Source organism: Chryseobacterium paridis, assembly GCF_016595215.1.
Classification (GTDB): domain Bacteria; phylum Bacteroidota; class Bacteroidia; order Flavobacteriales; family Weeksellaceae; genus Chryseobacterium; species Chryseobacterium paridis.
Genome location: NZ_JAENHK010000001.1, coordinates 353394 through 374343, shown reverse-complemented (window position 1 = coordinate 374343; position 20950 = coordinate 353394). Strand labels below are relative to the sequence as shown.

Genomic DNA, 20950 nt, shown 5'->3' with positions numbered 1-20950 from the left:
CTTATTAGGCTAAATCTTTATTATAAAATGCTCCCTTATTTTCTGTCATTTCCATAGATTGGGTGATGATGAGGTGAGCAACGGTTGTTAAATTTCTCAGTTCGGATAATTGAGGGGAAAGAATAGAGTAGTGGTAGATCTCATCAACAGCAGCAGCAATTTCATGATGCTTTTGTAAAGCCATTTTGAGACGTCTGTTGCTTCTTACAATACCAACAAGGTCGCTCATCATTTCCTGTAGCTGTTTTCTTAGATAACTCACAATCACCATTTCATCTATAATTTTCATTCCTTCCTCATTCCATTCAGGAACAGCTTTTAAGTCATCAAAGTTGAAATTATTATTATTTAATAACTCAACAGTTTTCATTGCTGCATTATGTCCAAAAACAAGACCTTCCAATAAAGAATTAGAAGCAAGTCTGTTAGCTCCATGTAATCCGGAATTGGTACATTCTCCTACGGCAAATAGATTTTTGATTGAAGACTGTCCATCTCTGTCTACTTCGATACCTCCCATTAAATAATGACATGCAGGAACAACCGGGATGAGTTGTGTAAAAGGATCAATGGCTTCTTCTCTGCATTTTTTATAAATATTTGGAAAATGATCTAAGAATTTCTCCTGGTTCATTTCTCTGCAGTCTAGTCCTACATATTCATCACCGGAAATTTTCATTTCGTTGTCAATTGCTCTGGCAACAATATCCCTGGAGGCAAGTTCTTCACGCTCATCATATTTATGCATGAATTTTTCACCTCTTTTTGTTCTGAGCTTTGCTCCGTCTCCGCGCACTGCTTCGGAAATTAAAAATAACATTCCATCAATTTTGCTGTATAAAGCTGTAGGATGGAACTGATAATATTGCATATTGGAAACGTTTCCTTTCGCGCGGGCAACGAAAGCGATGCCATCTCCTGTTGCAATAGTCGGGTTGGTTGTGTTTTTATATACGTGTCCTGCGCCTCCGGTAGCAACAAGTGTTATTTTAGAAGTTATTTTTTTGATGGCTTTGGATTTTTCATCCAGAATATAGGCACCATAACAATGGATGTCTCCTTCATTTAATTCTTTTCCCGGAACATGGTGTTGAGTAATAATATCGATCACATAGTGATGATCTAAAATTTCAATATTGGGGCTGTTTTTAGCAGTTTGCAAAAGTGCTCTTTCGATCTCGAAACCCGTAATGTCTTTGTGATGTACAATTCTATTCTCTGTGTGTCCTCCTTCTCTTCCCAGCGCAAATTCTCCATTTTTCATGTCAAATTTTGCACCCCATTCTACGATTTCATTAAATCTTGCAGGGGCTTCCTTTACAACCATTTCTACCACGTCTCTTTTACTTTCTCCATCACCTGCACGCATGGTATCTTCGATATGCTTGTCGAAATTGTCTTTCTTAAAATCTGTAACTACTGCTAGACCACCTTGAGCATATTTGGTGTTACTTTCGTCCTCATCGGATTTTGTTACTATAATTATTTTGGCATCAGGAAGTTGTTCAGAAACTTTAATGGCATAAGAAAGTCCGGAGATTCCGGAACCAATTATTAATACATCCGCTTTTATCATATGCTTGCTTTAAGACAATGGTCTAATCATTAAATAAATTTAAACAATTTTTCGTTTGGTTTCCTTACTTTTTTCATGTATTGAAAGGCATCTTCTTCAGAACGGTAGCCAATTGCCAGAGTAACAGTTACTTTTTCTGTTTCGGGGTTTATACCTAAAATTTTCTCGATCATGTCTTCACGAAAACCTTCCATTGGGCAGGTGTCTATATTTTCAATAGCTGCAGCGTACATTAAGTTGGCTAAAACGATATAGGACTGTTTTTCGGCCCAGTTGAAAATTTCATCCTGGCTTTTTTGAACGATATGCTGGTTGATGCTCTTTTTAAATAGATCCAGATTTTCCAAGGGAATATCTCTTACTTCAGAAATATGATTAAAATAGCCTCTAATGTAGCTCTCATCAATTGTTTTTTTTGAAATAATAACAATAAGATGGGAACATGTGGAAATTTGGGATGGATTATAAAAAGCTGGAATCAGCTTTTGTTTCATTTCTTCGCTTTCTACAATTAAGATTTTGTAAGGCTGAAGCCCTAAGGAACTTGCAGACAGTTTTCCTGACTCAAGAATATTATGAAGTGTTTCCTGAGGAATAATCTCTTTATTGAATTTTTTTACAGAATATCTTCTGCTTAAAGCTTCCAAATAATTCATAAGCCAAATTTAAGAATAGAATATGAATAAAATAGAGTTATCACAAAATATCTGTTTATAAATAACCGAAAAAGGATTGCCTCGTTTATGAAGCAATCCTTTTGATATAGAAAGTGTGATTGTATTATTCTCTGTTTTTAACTAATATCCATCCAGAATATTTAATAGGGGTATTCTTTTTGTCATTTTCATTCCAGGTTACCGAAAACCAATAGCTTCCAGTTGAAACCTTTCTACCACTTATGGTTCCGTCCCATCTGTATTTATTGGATTTGTCACCCTGATGGATTTTGGCGCCATATCGATCAAAAATACTGAATGTCAGGTTTTGTTTACCAGCCAGTGCTGAATAGTCTATCACATCATTTACTCCGTCTCCATTAGGGGTAATGACGTTCACTAGATTTGGAATAGTTACGGTGATATCAATAGGATCACAGTCATAAGCGTCTTTTACATATAGTGTAGCTTCCCCTCTTGGTAAATTAGAGAACACATTAGAGGTTTGCCAGTTAATATTATCCAACGAATATTGATAAGGTGGTGTTCCTCCTATTACATTTACTGTGATTGTAGAACTTGAAATATCTACATTAGTGATCACAGGTTGTTCAGAAGGCAATACTTTTACATTTTGAGTGGCAGTACATTCTCCAGTTTTCAGTTTTACCCAATAAACTCCAACTCCTACATTGGTTATCGTTTGAGTTGTAGCTCCGGTGCTCCATAAATAAGATACAAAGCCAGGTCCTGCATCCAAAGTTGTTTTATCTTCAATACAGATTGTTTTATCTTTTAAAACTGTAGATAGTACAGGTGCTATTACGATGAGTGTTACTTTAGCTATTGCATAGCATCCGTTGGAGTTCGTTACTTTGATGTAAACTACTCCGTTTGGTGCGATATAGGCAGAAGGGTTTGTGATTTCATTGGTCCCATTGATAGCGTCTGTTAAAGAAGGGTAATACTTTTTAGTGACTCCAAGCTGTAATGTTACCGATGCTCCGGTTAGATTGAAAGTGCCGGTAGCAGGACTTGATTCTATGAAACAAGATCTTAGAGTAGTGTCATTTACCGTGACAATGGGTGCTACTTTTAAGGCTATTGTTGCGTCGTTGTTATCACATAATACTGATGTGGGATCTTTGATGACAACTGAAATATTAGTGTCGGCATTATATTCGAAGTTTGTAGGATTGGGAATCGGGGTTCCGCTTCCGGTAATATAATAGGTGAAGTTATAGTTACTCGGGGTTGCAGTAAACTGAGGATTGAATGTTGTTAAGTCAATATGTGCCATTCCAGCGAGGTCGGGGCAAATCGATTTGGTAATTGCTGTTTGTAGAAGAGGGATCTTATCCACATATACTTTTACATTTTTAATGGAATGTCTTGATCTTGCTCCTCCGGTGGAAGCTGAAAATCCAAAATATCCTACAGTCATTGCGGCTGCTGCACCTGAAGGGGCAAAAGATTGGTTGACGATTAAATTACCATCAAGTGTTATTTTTACGATCCAGTTGGCCGGAGCAGCGGGATCTACTTCTCCGCTTACTTCAACATGCTTATAAGTCGTTCCCTGAAACGGTTGTGTTGCATTGAGATCTGCTGAGTGGAAAGAACTCCCGGGAACATTGAAAAATTCCACATTGTTAGTATCAGTAGTATTTTGAACCTGTCCATAAGCTACATGTACTTTACTCATTCCTGAAGTGCCTGTAGCATTGTTGTAGGTGTCAAAACCGGTAATAAAACCTATTGCATTTTGAGATACACCCAATCCGGAACCAAGGATGCTCGCTACCGGAGGATTGGCTAAATACCAAAAAGCGATACCATCTCCGGTATAATTTTGATTTGAATCCATTCTGAAATCAAATTCTACGCGCCATTTATCACAATATTTAAGGTTTATGGGTTCGTTTAGTCTTATAGAACCTGATTTGTCATTTGTATCTGGTGTAAGCTGTACAAAGTCTGTATTAACAACGGTGGGTGCAACCATGGTCCATCCGGTTGTGTTGACAGGGTTTCCTGATAACTGGTAAGTCTGTGATGTGAGCTTTATAGGTAAGCAAAGTAAAATAATTAGAAGATAAAAGAATATAGATTTTCTCATAGTTATTAGATTTTTTATTTTGTAATGTTGTGTATATAGTGAATATGGGATTTAGATTATTTGGATATTATATTTTGATCTGATATAATAAAAAGAATCACTACAATTTTTTGGAGTGATTCTTTTTATGTTTTTAATTATTCTCTGTTCTTAACTAGTATCCAACCTGAATATTTAAAGGCCGTATTTTTTTTGTCATTTTCATTCCAGGTTACCGAAAACCAATAGCTTCCCGTTGAAACCTTTCTGCCACTTATGGTTCCGTCCCATCGGTACTTATTGGATTTGTCACCCTGATGGATTTTCGCTCCATACCGATCAAAAATACTGAATGCCAGGTTTTGTTTACCAGCCAGTGCTGAATAGTCTATCACATCATTAATACCGTCTCCGTTAGGAGTGATGACATTGATCAGATTTGGAATGGTTACTGTAATGTCAATAGGGTCACAATCATAAGCATCTTTCACATATATATTAACTATGCCCCTTGGTAAATTAGAAAACACATTCGAACTTTGCCAGTTAATATTATCTAAGGAATATTGATAAGGTGATGTCCCTCCCGTTACATTTACGGTGATTGTAGAACTTGAAATATCTACATTGTTGATCACGGGTTGTTCAGAAGGGAATACTTTTACATTTTGAGTGGCTGTACATTCTCCAGTTTTCAGTTTTACCCAATAAACACCCACTCCTACATTGGTTATGGTTTGAGTTGTGGCTCCGGTGCTCCATAGATAAGAAGCAAAACCGGGTCCTGCATCTAGAGTTGTTTTATCTTCGATACAGATTGTTTTATCTTTTAAAACTGTAGATAGTACAGGTGCAAGTACAATTAATGTTACTTTGGCTACCGAATAACATCCGTTGGCATTGTTTATAACCTTAATGTAAACTACTCCGTTTGGAGCGATATAGGCTGCTGGAGTTGTAATTTCATTGGTGCCGTTAAGAGCGTCGGTTAACGATGGATAATATTTTTTACTGATTCCTGTTTGCGTAGTTACAGATGCGGCGGTTAAGTTAAAAGAAGCCATTGCAAGATTTGATTCCAGAAAACAAGATCTTAAAGTAGTATCATTTACAACTACAACAGGGTTAATGTTTAAAGTAATTTGCGCTACGTCTACGCAGCCTTGTGGGGTTGTTACTTTTACAAATACAGAACCTGCAGGAGACGCATAAGCTGTTGGATTTAAAATTTCATTAATTCCCGCGTTAAGGTCGATCAATGAAGGATAATAGTGTTTCGTTACGCCAGGTACAGTGGTTACTGCAGCTGTTGTTAAGTCAAATATGGCTGTTCCTGCATTATTGTTGTTACAACCTGTTAAAGTTACGTCATCAGCGGAGAAAGGGGTAGGGTTTAGCTGGATGACTCCGTCTCCATTGTCACATAAAGTAGATGAAGGATCCCTTACTACAACTGTGATTGTTGTAGCGCCGGTATATTGAAAACTTGTTGGGTTGGCGATAGGAGTAGAGCTTCCCAATACATAATAAGTGAAAATATAATTGGCTGGAATATTTACAAATTGAGAATTGTAGGAAGTCAAATCTACTGTTCCATTTCCTGTGGCAGGGTTAACGCAAACAAATGGGGTAATAGTACCTTGTAGAATAGGAACTTTATCTACGAAAATTTTAGCATTTTTAATAGAATGTCTCGCGCTTGCACCTCCAGTGGCCGCTGAAAAACCAAAATATCCCTGAGTCATTCCAATGGCGCCTCCTGAAGGAGCAAATGACTGATCAGCAATTAATACCCCATCAATTCTGACTTTGATGATCCAATTGGTAGGATTGGTAAGATCTGTTTCACCATTTACTTCTACATGTTTGTAGTTTGCGCCGACAAAAGGTTGTGTCGGATTAAGGTCCGGTGAATGAAATGTACTACCAGGGGTGTTATTGTATTCTATATTATTATTGAGTGAGTTGTTTGTTCCGTACAGGATATGAACCTTACTCATCTGGCCTTCTGTGGTATTATTGAAAATGTCAAAGCCTACCATTAGACCGGATGCATTTGCCGGAATACCTAATCCACCACCCGAAACAAATCCTGTTGGAGGATTGGCTAAATACCAGAAAGTAAATCCGTCTCCTCTGCCAAATTGGGCTGTTCCATTTCCATCGATTCTAAAATCGAATTCTACTTTCCATTTATCACAATACCTTAGATTAATAGGGTTGGTTAATTTTATAGCTCCATATTGATTGCCTTGATCAGCTGTAAGTTGAATAAAATCAGTGTTTACATTGGCACTTGAAACAAGATCCCATCCGGTTGTATTTACAGGATTTCCTGATAATTGATATGTTTGGGATAAAAGAGTGTTGGGTAGATTAATTAAAATAATAAAAAGGCAGAACAGTAAAGTCTTTTTCATTGAAGTGAGGGGTTAAATTGTTAATGTTATCCATTTATTTAGTTTCAAGTGTTTTGTATTATAGATTAGGTGGTTATAAAAAAAAGACCACTACCAATGCTGGAGTGATCTTTTTTGTTATTCCCTATTTTTTACCAATACCCAGCCATTGTAAGTTGTTTGAGTATTGTTTTTATCGTTTTCATTCCATGAGATTGTATACCAGTATGTAGCGGTAGATATTTTTTTGCCACTAGCTGTGCCATCCCATCTGTAATTTCTTAATTTATCGGCTTCGTATAGCTTATTTCCATATCTGTCATAAACAATAAATGTCAGATTCTTTTTGTAAGCCAGAGCAGAGTAATCAATATAGTCATTAATGTTGTCTCCGTTAGGAGTAATGGCATTGATTAGATTAGGAACGGTGATTTGTACGTCAATAGGATCACAGTTGAAATAATCTTTTACAAATACTTTGTGTTCTCCTCTTGATAAACCTGCAAATACGTTAGAATCTTGCCAGTGGGTACCATCCAATGAAAATTTATAAGGAGGAGTTCCTCCGTTTACATTAATAGTGATTGTGCTGTTGGTAATATCTATGCTTGTAATGACAGGTTGTGGAGCTGCTTTTACTCTTACAATCTGACTGGTAAAGCAATTTCCGGTTTTTAAAATTACAGAATAAATTCCTACAGGAACATTTTGAATGGATTGCGTTGTTGCTCCGGTACTCCAAAGATATCCATCAAAACCAGGGCCTGCATCTAGTGTTGCAGTTTCATCAATACAAATTGTTTGGTCTTTAAGAACAGTAGAAGATACTGGAGGCAAAACAATTAGCGTAATTTTTACAATAGTATAACAGTTGTTGCTGTCAGTTACTTTTACATACACTACACCATTAGTAGAAACATATGCTGAAGGATTTACGATCTGATTGGTGCCACTCATTGCATCAGCTAAGTTTGTGTAATACGTTTTAACTAGTCCTGCCTGAGGTGTTACATTAGCAGCTGTCAGATCAAATAACGCAGAAGTAGTATTGGTATCAATAAAACAAGACCGTATAGTGGTATCATTAGCTATTACTTCCGGAAGGAAGGCAAGGGTAATTTGTGCTGTTCCGGTACATCCTTGAGGAGTAGTTACTTTTACATATACAACTCCCGGAGCTGATATATAGCTTGTAGGATTTGTGATTTCATTAGTTCCTGCGTTAAGATCAGTAAGGGTTTTGTAATACTTTTTAATAGCTCCCGGTACACCAGTTACAGGCGCTGTGGAAAGATTGAATGTTGCTGTTCCTGCTTTATTGTTGTTACATGCAGAAATCGTTACACTGTTGGCTGTAAACGGTGCAAGAACGAGTTGTATCTTGCCGTCAGGATTATCACACAGAATTCCAGCATTATCTTTGATGACGACAGAGATTGTCGTATTGGTGTTAAACTGATAATTGGTAGGATTTGCGATCGGTGTAGAGCTGCCAAGAACATAATAGGTGAAAGTATAATTAGCAGGAGTACTAACGAACTGTGAATTGAATGTTGTAAGGTTAACTACACCGTTTCCTGTAGAAGGATTAGGGCAAGAAGATTGGCTTACAGAATTCTGTAAAATAGATACTTTATCAGTATAGATTTTTACATTTTTAATGGAGCTTCTTGCTGATGCGGCTCCTGTAGATGCGGAAAAACCAAAATATCCCTGAGTCATTGTTGCTGCAGCTCCGGCAGGGGCAAAAGATTGATTGATCACAGAAGTTCCGTCAATTTTTAAAGAGATAATCCAGTTTGTCGGAGTTGCGGGATCCACTTGTCCGGTTACTTCAACATGCTTGAAAGTAGGACCAACTAAAGGGATAGTAGATGTAAGATCAGCAGAGTGAAATGAACTCCCTGCCGTGTTAAAGTATTCTATATTATTGTTGTCTGTGGTATTTTGTACAACACCATATGCAAGATGTACTTTATTCATTTGACCTCCTGTAGTATTGTTATAAAGGTCAAATCCTATCATAAGGCCGATAGCATTTTGTGGAATTCCCAAACCTGAACCCAATTGACTGGTTATTGGTGGGTTTTGTAAATACCAGAATGCAAAGCCATCTCCTCTTCCGGAAGATGTCCCGTTCCCGTCCAGTCTGAAATCAAATTCAATTCTCCACTTGTCACAGTATTTCAGATTAATGGGATCATTAAGTTTTATAGCTCCTGATTTATTGGTTAAATCATCAGTAAGCATAACGAAATCTCCATTTACTACAGCAGAAGGAACCACTGTCCATCCCGTAGTATTTACCGGATTTCCTGTAAGCTGGTAAGTTTGTGAGAAAAGATTTCCAGATAAGCAGAATACAATTAGAGAGAAATAAAATAGTAATTTTTTATTCATTAATTAGGATATTTAAAAATTGGACATGTAAATATATTAAATCCTAACTGATAAATGTGTACTCTGTGTTAATTATATGGAAAATATTAATAATTTTTTAATAAAAGTTAAGTTGAGTGATGAAATAGGTAATTTAAGGTAGGGAATGGTTCGAATTAAAAAGACAAAGTGGATTGCTTATTTTTAATTAAAAAAGGGAATTATTTTCGAGGTTTTCAAAAAAGGTATCAACTTCTAAATTTGAGGAAGCAGCAGCTGCTACTGCCAGTTTATCACATAATTCATTTTCAAAATGGCCTGCATGACCTTTTATCCAATGCATTTTGGGAGTATGTAGATTATAGAGTTCAACGAATCTTTTCCAAAGATCAGGGTTCTTTACATTTTTCCAGCCTCTTTTTATCCAGCCGGTAATCCAATTTTGATTAATAGCATCTGCGACATATTTGCTGTCGGTAAAAACATGGATATCATTATCTGTAGACTTCAGTTTTTCGAGAGCTGTAATTACAGCCAGAAGTTCCATTCTGTTGTTGGTCGTCTTTCGGAACCCTTTAGAAAAAGTCTTTTGATAATTTTTTTCAGGAACACGCATGAGAATCCCATAACCTCCTTTTCCAGGATTTCCACTACATGCTCCATCAGTATATATTTCGATTCTCAAAATTTCAGATCTTGTAAAGATATTTTATCATTTTAAAATGGGAAATCATCATCATCATCAAAATCATTCATTGAAGATCCGGAAAGCTGAGAATTATCCGGAAGGTCAAATGCTGCTCCAGGTTGAATTGTCGTTTTTATTTTATCAAATCCGCTTGGCTCATTAGAATTGAAGTTAGATGGGTATCCAGGAGCCCCACCCATAGCTGCTTCTACATCCCCGAATTTTGCGAAATGTTTCAAGAAAGATAGTCTTACATCTGCTGTGGCACCATTTCTATGTTTTGCAATGATAAGTTCAGCTTGATTTTCTGTAGAAGTTTCCTGTCCTTCTTCATCATTATCCCAAACTGCAATTTTATAATATTCTGGTCTGAAAATAAAAGATACAATATCCGCATCCTGCTCGATAGCTCCGGATTCCCTTAAGTCAGAAAGTTGAGGTCTTTTTCCAGGACGGGTTTCCACACTTCTCGAAAGCTGTGAAAGGGCAATTACGGGAACATTTAATTCTTTAGCGATTGCTTTCAATGAACGGGAAATCATGGATATCTCCTGCTCTCGGTTTCCTGTACCTTTTCCACCACCTCCGGCAGTCATTAGCTGAAGGTAGTCAACCATGATAAGTCTAACGCCGTGTTGCATAACCAGTCTTCGGCATTTTGCACGGAAGTCGAATATGGAAAGTGAAGGAGTCTCATCAATAAAAAGAGGTGCGTTTTCTAGTTCTGATACATTAGAGAATAGCCTTTGCCACTCTTCATCATCCAGAGTTCCTTTTCTTAATTTTTCTGAAGAAATTCTTGTTTCTGACGCGATCATCCTTGTGATCAACTGCACTGATGCCATCTCGAGAGAGAAAAGAACCATAGGTATTTTATGTCCTACTGCAATATTTCGGGCCATAGAAAGAAGAAAGGCTGTTTTACCCATTGCCGGACGTGCCGCAATAATAATAAGGTCAGAGTTTTGCCATCCTCCGGTTTCTTTATCTACATCTCTAAATCCTGAAGGTACTCCAGAAAGACCTTCTTTATCTTTTAAAGATTTAATAGTATCGATAGCTTGTTTTACTAATGAGTTTGCTGTATCAAATCCCTTTTTGATTGTTCCATTAGTGATCTCAAAAAATGATTGCTCTGCTTTGTCTAACAATTCAAAAACATCCGTTGATTCTTTATAAGAAGAATCGATAACATTGGCAGAAACATTAATCAAACTTCTTAGAATATACTTTTCAAGAATGACACGAACATGGTATTCTATGTGGGCAGAAGAGCTTACCCCCATCGTCAGATCTATAATATAATGATCACCACCAGCTAAAATTAATTTGTCTTCTTTTTTTAAGTCCTGTATAATGGTCATCAAATCAACAGGGTGGTTGGCTTCATATAGTTTTAAAATGGTACCAAAGATAACCTGATGTCTTGGGTCATAAAACACCTCTGGAGTAAGTAGGTCGATAGAATGGTCAAGCCCTTTTTTATCAATTAAAAAAGTTCCTATAATCAATCTTTCAAAATCCACCGCATTAGGAGGCATTTTTCCATCAGCAATTGACAATTCTTTCGCAAAGTTTCCGTGTGTAAGAGATGATAATGTTTCTTTCTGCGCCATTTTGCAAAGATAGTTTATTTAAAAAATAATTGGAAAATAGTATTCAACAAATTATCCGTAATGGGTAACAAAATACCACTAACAAAAGATAAGATATGTTGATAAAAAAATCACCTCAATTTTGAGGTGATTTTTTAGATTTTATTAATTATTTAAATTATTCTCTGTTTTTTACCAATATCCATCCACTGTATTTCGTTTCGGTATTGTTTTTATCATTTTCATTCCATGAAATAGTATACCAATAAGTTCCTGTAAGAATTTTCTTACCACCGGAAGTACCATCCCATCTGTAACCTCTTGTTTTATCAGCTTCATATAATTTATTTCCATATCTGTCATAAACAATGAAAACCAAGTTTTTCTTATATCCTAATTCTGAATAATCGACGTAATCATTTACATTATCCCCGTTAGGAGTAATAGCATTAATTAGATTAGGAACGGTTACCTGAATGTCAATAGGTGTACAGTCAAAAGAGTCTACAACATATATTTTGTTTTCTCCCCTTGGAAGTCCTGTGAATACATTAGAATCCTGCCAGTTGATACCATCCAATGAATATTTGTAAGGTGGAGTTCCTCCGGAAACATTTACCGTTATGGTATTATTTGAAATATCTAGACTGCTAATCACTGGTTGCTGAGAAGCCTTTACGTTCACTTGTTGTAATGTAAAACATTTTCCGGTTTTTAATTTAACCCAATAAGATCCCACAGGTACATTGGTAATTGATTGCGTTGTTGCTCCGGTGCTCCATTCATATCCATCAAAACCAGGACCGGCATCTAACGTAGCTTTATCTTCCAAACAAATAGTAACATCTTTTAAAACCGCAGATTTTACTGGTGGTAGAACCTTAAGTGTAATTTTTGCAATAGCATAACACATATTGGCATCAAATACTCTTACATATGCAGTCCCATTGACGGAGATATAAGCTGTTGGGTTTGCTATTGGATTACTTCCGCTAACAGCATCTGCCAATGTTGCATAAAATTTCTTAGTAATTGGACTTTGGCTTGAAACATTAGCTGTTGTTAAGTCAAATGCAGCTGTTAAAATATTAGTATCAATATAGCAAGACTCAAGAGTAGCATCATTAACAACTACAACTGGATGGAATTTTAGTGTAATAGAAGCAGTAGCTGTACAATTCTCGGGAGTTGTAATTTTTACATAGACTGTTTTTTCTACAGAAACATATGCATTAGGGGTTGAAATCTGATTGGTTCCAGCATTTAAATCAGCAAGTGTTGGATAATATTTATATGTTGCAGTTCCAGAATAATTATTCGCCAGTGTAAGATTGAATGTTGCAGTTCCTGCGCCATTATTATTACAGGAGTAAATAATATCATCTCTCGCGACAATTGGACCTTCTCTGAATTTGAATTTTCCTGTTTGAAAGCACCCATTAATTGGGTTGTCTGGGTCCGCAGGATCTGTATACTTTAATCGATAATAGTAAATGTCTGTATCGTTTACCATTATTGGTGCCGTAATTGGAGCATTTCCTGTGACCGCGTCATTGACATTTAAATGGTAAGTAACTGAAAAGTTAGGATTGCCATTGATAATACCAGTTGATAAGGAGCTAAAATCAAACATTGTTGGCAAAGAACACCTTATGATTTCATTAGGAGAGGTTGGAGTAGGACCAGGAACGCCAGGAGCAATGAAAGGAAATGGAGTAAGTGCGGGGTCAGTGAATGCAGAAGCTAAAGTAGCTGTGCCTCCCCATGTTAAAGAAAATCCAAATACATTGGTACTATAGTTACTTACTAATAATACATAGGTTTCACCTGCGGTAACATTCATTGGTGGATTATAGCCTCCATTGGGTGCATTTGGGGGGCTGGCTGATAAGCCTGTAGGATAAGGCCAAAGGCCACTCCGTGGGGCAAAGTTACAAGTTACCGGAGCTCCAAGATTTCCACATGTCGGGCTTGGGCCCCATACGGCCCAGTCATAATCTGCGGCATTATTGTTAGGGTCATTTGGTGGAAGATTTGGGTCCGTATTTGGAGTTATCTCAAAGGTTAATGTACCTGAAGTAGCTATAGTAAATGAATACCAAACGGAATATTTTTCACCGCCTTTAAGGCAAAGGTAATCGGGAACATTATCTGGGGGAGCGGGTATATCAACTACAGTTCCTGAACCTGTCGGTTGATAGGAAATGTTTGAGTTTCCACAAACAGGAATTGCTGTAATACAATCCGATTGTGAAAAATATAATTGAGATAAAAATAAAATAAAAAGAAGTAGGAATTTTCTCATTTTAAAATGAATTTTTATGTAACAAAAATAGCGAAAATAACAAAGTTATTACTTTATTATTCGTATGAATTGATAAAAACCGCTTTTTCAAGCGGTTTTTATCAAGAAATATAATTATTCTCTGTTTTTTACCATAATCCAGCTTGAGAATTTGATAGGAGTATTTTTCTTATCATTCTCATTCCAGGTTACAGAGTACCAATAAGTTCCGGTTGAAACTTTTTTACCTCCATTGGAAGAACCGTCCCATTTGTAACCATTTGTTTTATCTGCCTGGAAAATTTTAGCACCATATCTATCAAAAATACTTAATACTAAATTCTGTTTGCCAGCCAGCGCTGAATAGTCTATCACGTCATTAATACCATCATTATTTGGTGTTATCACATTGACTAGATTTGGAACGACTACTGTAACATCAATAGGGTCACAATCATAAGCATCCTTTACATATATTTGGCTGTCTCCTCTAGGAATATTATTGAATACATTAGAGTCTTGCCAATTGATATTGTCCAGTGAATACTTGTATGGAGGAGTTCCTCCGTTAACTGTAACTGTAATGGTATTGGTTGAAATATCTATATTGGATATTACAGGTTGTTCTGAAGGGAAAACTGTTACTGTTTGTGTTGTAACACATTCTCCTGTTTTCAATTTTACCCAATAAGTACCAACTGCTACATCGGTGATTTTCTGAGTAGTTGCTCCTGTACTCCAGAGATAAGAAACAAAGCCTGGACCAGCATCTAATGTTGTTTTATCCTCCATACAGATGATTTTATCAACCAAAACTGTAGATTTTACCGGTGGTAGCACAATTAATGTAATTTTAGCTACTGTATAACAGCCATTTCCGTTTGTTACTCTTACATAGACATAGCCATTTGGAGCAATATAAGCTGTAGGTGTAGTGATCTGATTGGTTTGGTTTACTGCATCAGTTGGTGATGGGTAGTATTTCTTTGTCATTCCTGTCCCAGTACCAGTTACATTGGCCGCCGTAAGATCAAATGAAGCTGTAGATGGATTTGATTCAATGAAACATGATCTTAACGTTGCTTCATTTACAACGACTACCGGATGGAAAGCTAATGTGATTTTTGCAATGGCAGTACACCCTGCTGTTGATGTTATTAAAACATATACAGGTCCGCCAGCGGAAGTATACTGATATGGATTTGTAATTTCATTAGTTCCTGCATTAAGGTCTGTAAGTGTTGGATAATATTTCTTTGTAACCGTAGGGTCTGCAATAACATCAGCAGTGGTCAGATCAAATACCGCAGTACCTGCATTATTGTTGTTGCATTCCGTTAAAGTAACATCCTTTCCTGTAATGGCTCGCTGTATAAATTTAAACTTACCAGGAATTCTACACCTGTTGATCGCGGTCGCAGGAGCACCGGGAACTGCATAGGTAATTGCATAGTAATATATATCTGTGGTATTTACAGCTATCGGAGTTGTTATTGGGCTATTACCAGATATCGCATCATTTGAATTTTTATAATATGATACCGAGAAATTAGGATTATTATTTATAATTCCTGCAGATAACGTAGTGAAATTAAAAATTGCAGGATCCTCACATATAATAACTTCTCTAGGGTCATTAGGATTTGCCCCCGGACTTCCAGGTTCCATAAAAGGATATGGTTGATAAGCACTGTTAAAAGGAGATACTAAAGTAGCTGTTCCTCCCCAGGATAGTACAAAACCATTGGCACTAGAAGAGAAGTTATCAACAATGAGATAATATGTTTGTCCTGCTACAACGTTCATGTAAGAGCAGAATGGAGGTCCTCCGGCGTTTTCAGATGTGCCGGTAGCAGTCATGTTTAATCCTGTAGGACCATCAGCGCCAGAATAATTACATCTTATCGGAGTTCCTAAATTACTACATGTAACATCCGGACCGTATACGGCCCAATCATAATCGTCAGCAAAAACATTTGGATCTATATTAAATGTTAATGTACCAGATGAAGCAATAGTGAATGTATACCAGATTGAGAAGTGTTCGTTACTAAGACAACCTCCTAAGCTTTCAAGTACATCTCCTGGGCCGGTAGGTGTGAAAGAAATAGGAGTATTTCCACAAACCTGAACATTTCCGCCACAATCAGAGCTATTTTGAGCAAAACTTATCTGAGAAATAATTATCAGAAAAATAAGTAGAATTTTTTTCATTTTGATCAATTTTAATTTTTTACTTGAATTAACTGTCTACCCCATGTAGGTGAAGGTTTGCCTGTAGAATTTTTGCTATCAAATCCGCTTGCTGCTTTTTGAAGCAATTTTTCAGCATTCGCTTTATCACCTGATTTTTCTTTTAATCTTGCTTTTAGAATAGCAAGCCTAAGGTTGTTAGGTGAAGCTGCTTCAGCTTTTGCAATAGATTTCGTAATGACTTCCATGTCCTGAGGGTCTTGAGATCCATTGATCTGCATTTTTTGAAAGTATATCAATCCAAGTAAAATATTAGCTTCTGCATTATCCTGCTGGGAGTTGAGTGCTCCTTTGGCAAATTTTCTGGCAACAGCATTGCCTCCTGGAAGATCTTCATGAACTGTTTGGTTCAATTGTCCTTCTATTTTAAGATACATAGATACAGCAGCATAATAATATGCTTCCCATCTTTCAGAAGTTTTATTTCCGGTAAATTTGGAAAATTTCTGAAAAAGGTTGTCATAATCACTTTTTGTTTTGGCTGTATTGATTTGTAAAACAGATTGTTGAAAGTCTTTTTCTGAGTAGGACTGAGCGTTCGCCCAAGAACCAACCACGAAGAAGCCTAAAATTAGTAGAAATTTTTTCATAAGGGGGATTTTATACGACAAATATAAAAAATTATTAACCTTCAATTAATGTTTTTAAGATTTATTTAATAGAACGGTAAATATGTATTTAATATTGCATTTTTCTTAATTTTGGATTTGTGCTTCCAACAATCAATGCAATAAGGACTGTCATACTTCCTCCAAATATTACAGAACGTACGACTCCCAGAAGCTTTGCAGATAATCCACTTTCAAATTGTCCCATTTCATTACTGGACATAATGAATATTGAATTGGCACTCAGGACACGTCCCCTTATGTGATCTGGTGTTTTCAATTGTACAATTGTTCCACGTATGACAACGGAAATGCCATCCAGCATTCCACTTAATACCAGGAACATGAATGAAAGCCAGTATATATTGGATAATCCAAATCCGATGATACAAAGTCCGAACCCTGTAACAACAGCAAGCAGTATTTTGCCCTGGTTTTTCCTTAGCGGGATAAGTGATAGAATAGTAATGATGCACATGGAGCCAATATCAGATGCTGCATTTAACAGACCGAAACCTTCCGCACCAACTTTAAGTATATCAGTTGCGTATACGGGAATCATGGCGACCGCACCTCCAAAAAGAACAGCAAACATATCCAAACAAAGTGCACCTAGAATTTCTTTGGTTTTGAATATGTAAGAAACGCCTTCTCTCATACTTTCTATGACACTTATATTTCCTTTTTTATATTCAGAATGTTGCTTTTTAAGTTGCCAGAAAAATAATGACGCAATGAAGATAAGAGAAATGATCACAATCAAAGTCCATTTTACACCAAAATAACCAATTAAAAAACCACCTATTGCGTGGCCACAAACCGAGGAAATCAAAAAAGTTGCCTGATTAAGTGTTACAGCGTTAGGTAAGTTTTCTTTTTTAACAATCTTGGGGATCATTGATGGAACAATGGGGCCGATAAAAGCTCTTGCTATTCCCGTAAAAAAAATCACACTATATATGTAATAGGTGATCTGATGGCCTGTGAAGTGCATTTCAACATTAAAAAAGGCAGGAATAAGTAACAATCCTATGAGAAAGATATATGCATAGGTACATATAAGCAAAAGCCTCTTCTTTTCATTCATGTCAATCACATGTCCAGCGTACAATGCGCAGCTTACAGCTGGAATAACTTCTGAAAGACCTATGAGTCCAATGGAAAATGGGTCTTTTGTTAATTGATATACCCACCATCCTAATAAGGTCGCAAGCATTCTGAAGGCTAAAACAATGAAAAATCTTCCGGTAAGTAGATTTCTGAATTCAAAATTTTTTAGTGTTTGTAACGGAGTAAAGGAAATCATACGCAAAAGTAGCTCTAAATATTTATTTAGAGCTACTCAGAAGTTGATTTTTCAAATGATAAATCAAATGTATTTTGAAAGATAAAATCTATTTAGTCGGCTCTTGAAGCGCTCACTACAATGGCAGCGGCGGCTGCAGCTCCTATTAATACAGCTCCTCCTGCTACTCTGGCTCTTGATCTGTCTTTAACTGCTGCAACATTTGCTTTAGGAATAATCACTTCTGTACTGTCTTTTTTTCCTGCAGTTCCAATAATGTTGTCACCTTGTATATTGCGGAATAACATTTTTTGTTTTTTAGAACCGTCTTTCATAGTGACAATGTAAATTCTTCCTGCTTCTAAATTAGAGTAATTATTTTTTGAAACATCTTCGCTGTATTTAGTAGTCGCACAAGAAGAAATTAAAAATAGAGAGGTCAATAGAGATGATTTTAAAAGTACAGATGCTTTCATTATTTTTATTTAGTTTTTCAAATTTATAATTTTTTTTGAATATATGTTTTTTGAATTGAAAAAATATGGTTAAAATTTATAGATTTCCAATAAATCGGCAATTTTTCTATCGTTTGCTAATCTAGGGGTTTTATTTTGACCTCCAAGTTTCCCCTGGGATTTTGCATATTCATGAAATGCATTTTTTCTCAAACGACTGATATGTAATTTCTGTAAAATATTTCCTGAAATAAGGTCATCATAGTAGTTATTTCGTTTTCTAAGCTGCTCATCCAGCTCATCTCTGAAAATTTGAAGATCAGCCGGTTCTTTTTCAAACTCAATAAACCATTCATGAAAAGGAAGTCCCTCAGCTGGATTTACCTGAGGAGCCAAATGAAATTCAGTGATTTGTGCAGAATATTTCTCTAAGGTAGCTTTCATAGCTTCCTCCACTTCAAATGCAATAACGTGCTCACCAAAGGCAGAAGTGAAATGTTTGGTTCTTCCACTTACCAAGATCCGATGAGGTTTTTTATCGATAAACCTGACAACATCTCCAATCGAATAAGCCCATAGTCCTGAATTGGTGGTGAGGATTAAAGCATAGTCTTTGTTAAGCTCGATATCTTTTAAGGTTAGCCTTCTTGCGCCAGGCTTTCCGTATTCCTCCAAAGGGACAAATTCGTAAAAAATACCATGGTTTGTCAGAAGGAGAAGGCCTTCTTTGGTGTAATCATCCTGAAATGCGAAAAATCCTTCAGAAGCGGGAAAGGTTTGAATAATGTCAACATCTCCACCCATGAGATCTTCCATTTTATCACGATAGGGTTCATAATTTACGCCACCGGTAACGATAAGTTGCAGATTGGGGAAAAGCTCTTTGATTTTTTTACCATGCTTTTCATTCAGTTTTTCGAAATACATGATTAACCAGGGTGGGATTCCCGAAATTAGGGTCATGTTTTCTTTTTCAGTTTCTTCTACAATTTTATCAACCTTTGTTTCCCAATCATCTATAATGTTAGTTTCCCAACTCGGAAGGCGGCTTTTTTGAAGGTAGTTGGGTATATGGTGTGCAACGATCCCGGAAAGTCTTCCTGTTTTTATTCCATAAACTTCCTCCAATATGGGACTCCCCTGCAGAAAAATCATTTTTCCTGTGACAAAGTTGGCGTTTTCTTTTTTAGAAATATAATGAAATAAGGCGCTTTGGGCTCCTGCTATCTGGTAAGGCATTCCTTCTTTTGAGATTGGGATATATTTTGATCCTGAAGTTGTTCCTGAAGTTTTTGCAAAGTACTCTGGTGTGTCTGTCCAAAGGATATTGGATTGTCCTTTTTTTACCCTTTCGATATACGGTTTTAGATCTTCATAGTCAGCTATTGGAACATTTTGCTGAAAATCTGTAATGGATCGAATATTTTCAAATTGATGTTCTCTTCCAAACAGCGTTTTTTTTGCGGTGGCAATCAAGGATAAAAGTAACTTTTCCTGGTCTCTTTCCGGATTATTCTTGAATTCTTTTGCTTTTTGGACATGTTTTTTTGCCCATGCAAGTGCTATATTTTTCTTAAGGAAACTTAACATGGTTCAAATTTATAAATAACTAAAGAATCTGATAGCATTTTATGAAATATGAAATAAAAAAAACCGATGATGAGTTCATCGGTTCTTCGAAATTTGATTATGAAAATAACAACTATATGTTGAGTTTACTTGTTGGCTTTGTACCTTTTGTCAGGTGTGCCGTCTTTTTTTAAATGTTTGTTTGCTTTATACCTTTTGTCTGGAGTTCCGTCTTTCTTCATTTTCATTCCATCCGCAGAGGTAGAGGCAACTGCTGGTTTTGCTGTTTTTACTTCAGCTGCTTTTAGAGTTTTTGGAGCTTCCTGAGCTTTCAAAGTTTTTGGAGCCTGCTGAGTAGTTTTGGTAGCCGTTGCCGGAGCAGTTTGCTGAGCAGTAGCAAGGCCTAATCCTAAGACTAGTGACATTGCTGTTAGTAATTTTTTCATAGGGATTATATTATTTTGTTTTGCTAAGTAAAGGTATACAAAAATCAGGCTGAAAAATCTAGCCTCTAGAAACTTAACTAAAGTTTATTACAGATTAAAAAAAGATTAAAGATCGTGGTTATACAAAGAAAAACCTGCCTCTAGTGTAAAGGCAGGTTTGATGAAAAAAAAGAATATTTTGTTTTATCGTGTACAATTTGCAGTCCACGTTTTTCCATCTTTAATGTAAAGGATTTTCAGTTCATTATTGTCTATTCTTATATATGATGTAGCTGTTGACCCAATCATAACTAAACTGTTATCTCCCTTTTTTTCGAATTCAATTCCATTAAGGTTTGGGATTCCATTGGAGAATGCAAAATTATATTTTGTTCCACTTGCTATTTTGGTAACAAATACACTTCCGTTATCGGTACTTGTATTCGTTGAGCCTCCATCATTATAAGAAACACTTCCACGGTAGGTGCCTGCAAAGAAGTCATTATTTGCCGGATCATCGTCTCTGCTACATGATGCTATTGTGAAAAGGCCAAATACCAGCATGCAAATTCCTAAAATCTTAATTGCTTTTTTCATAATACTATTTTTTTAGTGTTTAGTGTTAAACAGTTTTTCAAACATTATGCCATGAAGTAAAATGATACTTTTTTTAACTTTTA

General features: G+C 36.3%; 15 protein-coding genes. All 15 read right to left on the bottom strand.

The genetic code is table 11. The annotated features are described in order from the left end of the window. Nucleotides 1–4: 4 nt before the first annotated feature. Entirely contained in the window at nucleotides 5–1576 is a 1572-nt protein-coding gene (gene nadB, locus JHL15_RS01695; protein ID WP_200242020.1) for an L-aspartate oxidase, read from the bottom strand. Between the two features lie 29 nt (nucleotides 1577–1605). Continuing rightward, nucleotides 1606–2232 carry an NAD(P)H-dependent oxidoreductase gene (locus tag JHL15_RS01690; RefSeq protein WP_200242018.1) on the bottom strand — a complete coding sequence of 209 codons (627 nt, stop codon included), beginning with the start codon at nucleotides 2230–2232 and terminating at the stop codon, nucleotides 1606–1608. Between the two features lie 124 nt (nucleotides 2233–2356). Then, on the bottom strand, nucleotides 2357–4351 hold the full coding sequence (locus JHL15_RS01685) for a T9SS type B sorting domain-containing protein (protein ID WP_200242015.1): 1995 nt from the start codon (nucleotides 4349–4351) through the stop codon (nucleotides 2357–2359). 137 nt (nucleotides 4352–4488) lie between these two features. After that, nucleotides 4489–6750: a T9SS type B sorting domain-containing protein gene (locus JHL15_RS01680; RefSeq protein ID WP_200242014.1), complete on the bottom strand. Its 2262-nt coding sequence runs from the start codon at nucleotides 6748–6750 to the stop codon at nucleotides 4489–4491. A gap of 117 nt (nucleotides 6751–6867) precedes the next feature. Beyond that, complete coding sequence (locus tag JHL15_RS01675) at nucleotides 6868–9129, bottom strand: T9SS type B sorting domain-containing protein (RefSeq protein ID WP_200242001.1); 2262 nt, start codon at nucleotides 9127–9129, stop codon at nucleotides 6868–6870. 187 nt (nucleotides 9130–9316) lie between these two features. Then, nucleotides 9317–9793 carry a ribonuclease HI gene (gene rnhA, locus JHL15_RS01670; protein ID WP_200241997.1) on the bottom strand — a complete coding sequence of 159 codons (477 nt, stop codon included), beginning with the start codon at nucleotides 9791–9793 and terminating at the stop codon, nucleotides 9317–9319. Between the two features lie 32 nt (nucleotides 9794–9825). After that, on the bottom strand, nucleotides 9826–11412 hold the full coding sequence (gene dnaB / locus JHL15_RS01665) for a replicative DNA helicase (protein ID WP_200241989.1): 1587 nt from the start codon (nucleotides 11410–11412) through the stop codon (nucleotides 9826–9828). 157 nt (nucleotides 11413–11569) lie between these two features. Continuing rightward, nucleotides 11570–13696 carry a T9SS type B sorting domain-containing protein gene (locus JHL15_RS01660; protein ID WP_200241986.1) on the bottom strand — a complete coding sequence of 709 codons (2127 nt, stop codon included), beginning with the start codon at nucleotides 13694–13696 and terminating at the stop codon, nucleotides 11570–11572. A 114-nt stretch (nucleotides 13697–13810) separates the two neighbouring features. Then, entirely contained in the window at nucleotides 13811–15889 is a 2079-nt protein-coding gene (locus JHL15_RS01655; protein WP_200241984.1) for a T9SS type B sorting domain-containing protein, read from the bottom strand. A gap of 11 nt (nucleotides 15890–15900) precedes the next feature. Continuing rightward, the gene (locus tag JHL15_RS01650) at nucleotides 15901–16518 is read right to left on the bottom strand and encodes a tetratricopeptide repeat protein (protein WP_200241983.1); all 618 of its coding nucleotides are present in this window, start codon (nucleotides 16516–16518) and stop codon (nucleotides 15901–15903) included. 88 nt (nucleotides 16519–16606) lie between these two features. Then, on the bottom strand, nucleotides 16607–17842 hold the full coding sequence (locus JHL15_RS01645; protein WP_200241982.1) for an MFS transporter: 1236 nt from the start codon (nucleotides 17840–17842) through the stop codon (nucleotides 16607–16609). 92 nt (nucleotides 17843–17934) lie between these two features. Further along, nucleotides 17935–18297 (bottom strand): hypothetical protein, encoded by a 363-nt coding sequence (locus tag JHL15_RS01640; protein ID WP_200241981.1) that lies wholly within the window; start codon nucleotides 18295–18297, stop codon nucleotides 17935–17937. A gap of 69 nt (nucleotides 18298–18366) precedes the next feature. Beyond that, nucleotides 18367–19866, bottom strand: a complete 1500-nt coding sequence (locus JHL15_RS01635; protein WP_200241980.1) for a GH3 auxin-responsive promoter family protein — start codon at nucleotides 19864–19866, stop codon at nucleotides 18367–18369. Between the two features lie 125 nt (nucleotides 19867–19991). Beyond that, nucleotides 19992–20291 (bottom strand): hypothetical protein, encoded by a 300-nt coding sequence (locus JHL15_RS01630; protein WP_200241979.1) that lies wholly within the window; start codon nucleotides 20289–20291, stop codon nucleotides 19992–19994. A 183-nt stretch (nucleotides 20292–20474) separates the two neighbouring features. Continuing rightward, nucleotides 20475–20867: a hypothetical protein gene (locus JHL15_RS01625; protein WP_200241978.1), complete on the bottom strand. Its 393-nt coding sequence runs from the start codon at nucleotides 20865–20867 to the stop codon at nucleotides 20475–20477. Between the last annotated feature and the right edge of the window lie 83 nt (nucleotides 20868–20950).

Coding starts and splice junctions, on each gene's coding strand:
- nadB (WP_200242020.1), bottom strand. CDS start 1,576: ATGATAAAAGCGGATGTATTAATAATTGGTTCCGGAATCTCCGGACTT.
- JHL15_RS01690 (WP_200242018.1), bottom strand. CDS start 2,232: ATGAATTATTTGGAAGCTTTAAGCAGAAGATATTCTGTAAAAAAATTC.
- JHL15_RS01685 (WP_200242015.1), bottom strand. CDS start 4,351: ATGAGAAAATCTATATTCTTTTATCTTCTAATTATTTTACTTTGCTTA.
- JHL15_RS01680 (WP_200242014.1), bottom strand. CDS start 6,750: ATGAAAAAGACTTTACTGTTCTGCCTTTTTATTATTTTAATTAATCTA.
- JHL15_RS01675 (WP_200242001.1), bottom strand. CDS start 9,129: ATGAATAAAAAATTACTATTTTATTTCTCTCTAATTGTATTCTGCTTA.
- dnaB (WP_200241989.1), bottom strand. CDS start 11,412: ATGGCGCAGAAAGAAACATTATCATCTCTTACACACGGAAACTTTGCG.
- JHL15_RS01660 (WP_200241986.1), bottom strand. CDS start 13,696: ATGAGAAAATTCCTACTTCTTTTTATTTTATTTTTATCTCAATTATAT.
- JHL15_RS01655 (WP_200241984.1), bottom strand. CDS start 15,889: ATGAAAAAAATTCTACTTATTTTTCTGATAATTATTTCTCAGATAAGT.
- JHL15_RS01650 (WP_200241983.1), bottom strand. CDS start 16,518: ATGAAAAAATTTCTACTAATTTTAGGCTTCTTCGTGGTTGGTTCTTGG.
- JHL15_RS01645 (WP_200241982.1), bottom strand. CDS start 17,842: ATGATTTCCTTTACTCCGTTACAAACACTAAAAAATTTTGAATTCAGA.
- JHL15_RS01640 (WP_200241981.1), bottom strand. CDS start 18,297: ATGAAAGCATCTGTACTTTTAAAATCATCTCTATTGACCTCTCTATTT.
- JHL15_RS01635 (WP_200241980.1), bottom strand. CDS start 19,866: ATGTTAAGTTTCCTTAAGAAAAATATAGCACTTGCATGGGCAAAAAAA.
- JHL15_RS01630 (WP_200241979.1), bottom strand. CDS start 20,291: ATGAAAAAATTACTAACAGCAATGTCACTAGTCTTAGGATTAGGCCTT.
- JHL15_RS01625 (WP_200241978.1), bottom strand. CDS start 20,867: ATGAAAAAAGCAATTAAGATTTTAGGAATTTGCATGCTGGTATTTGGC.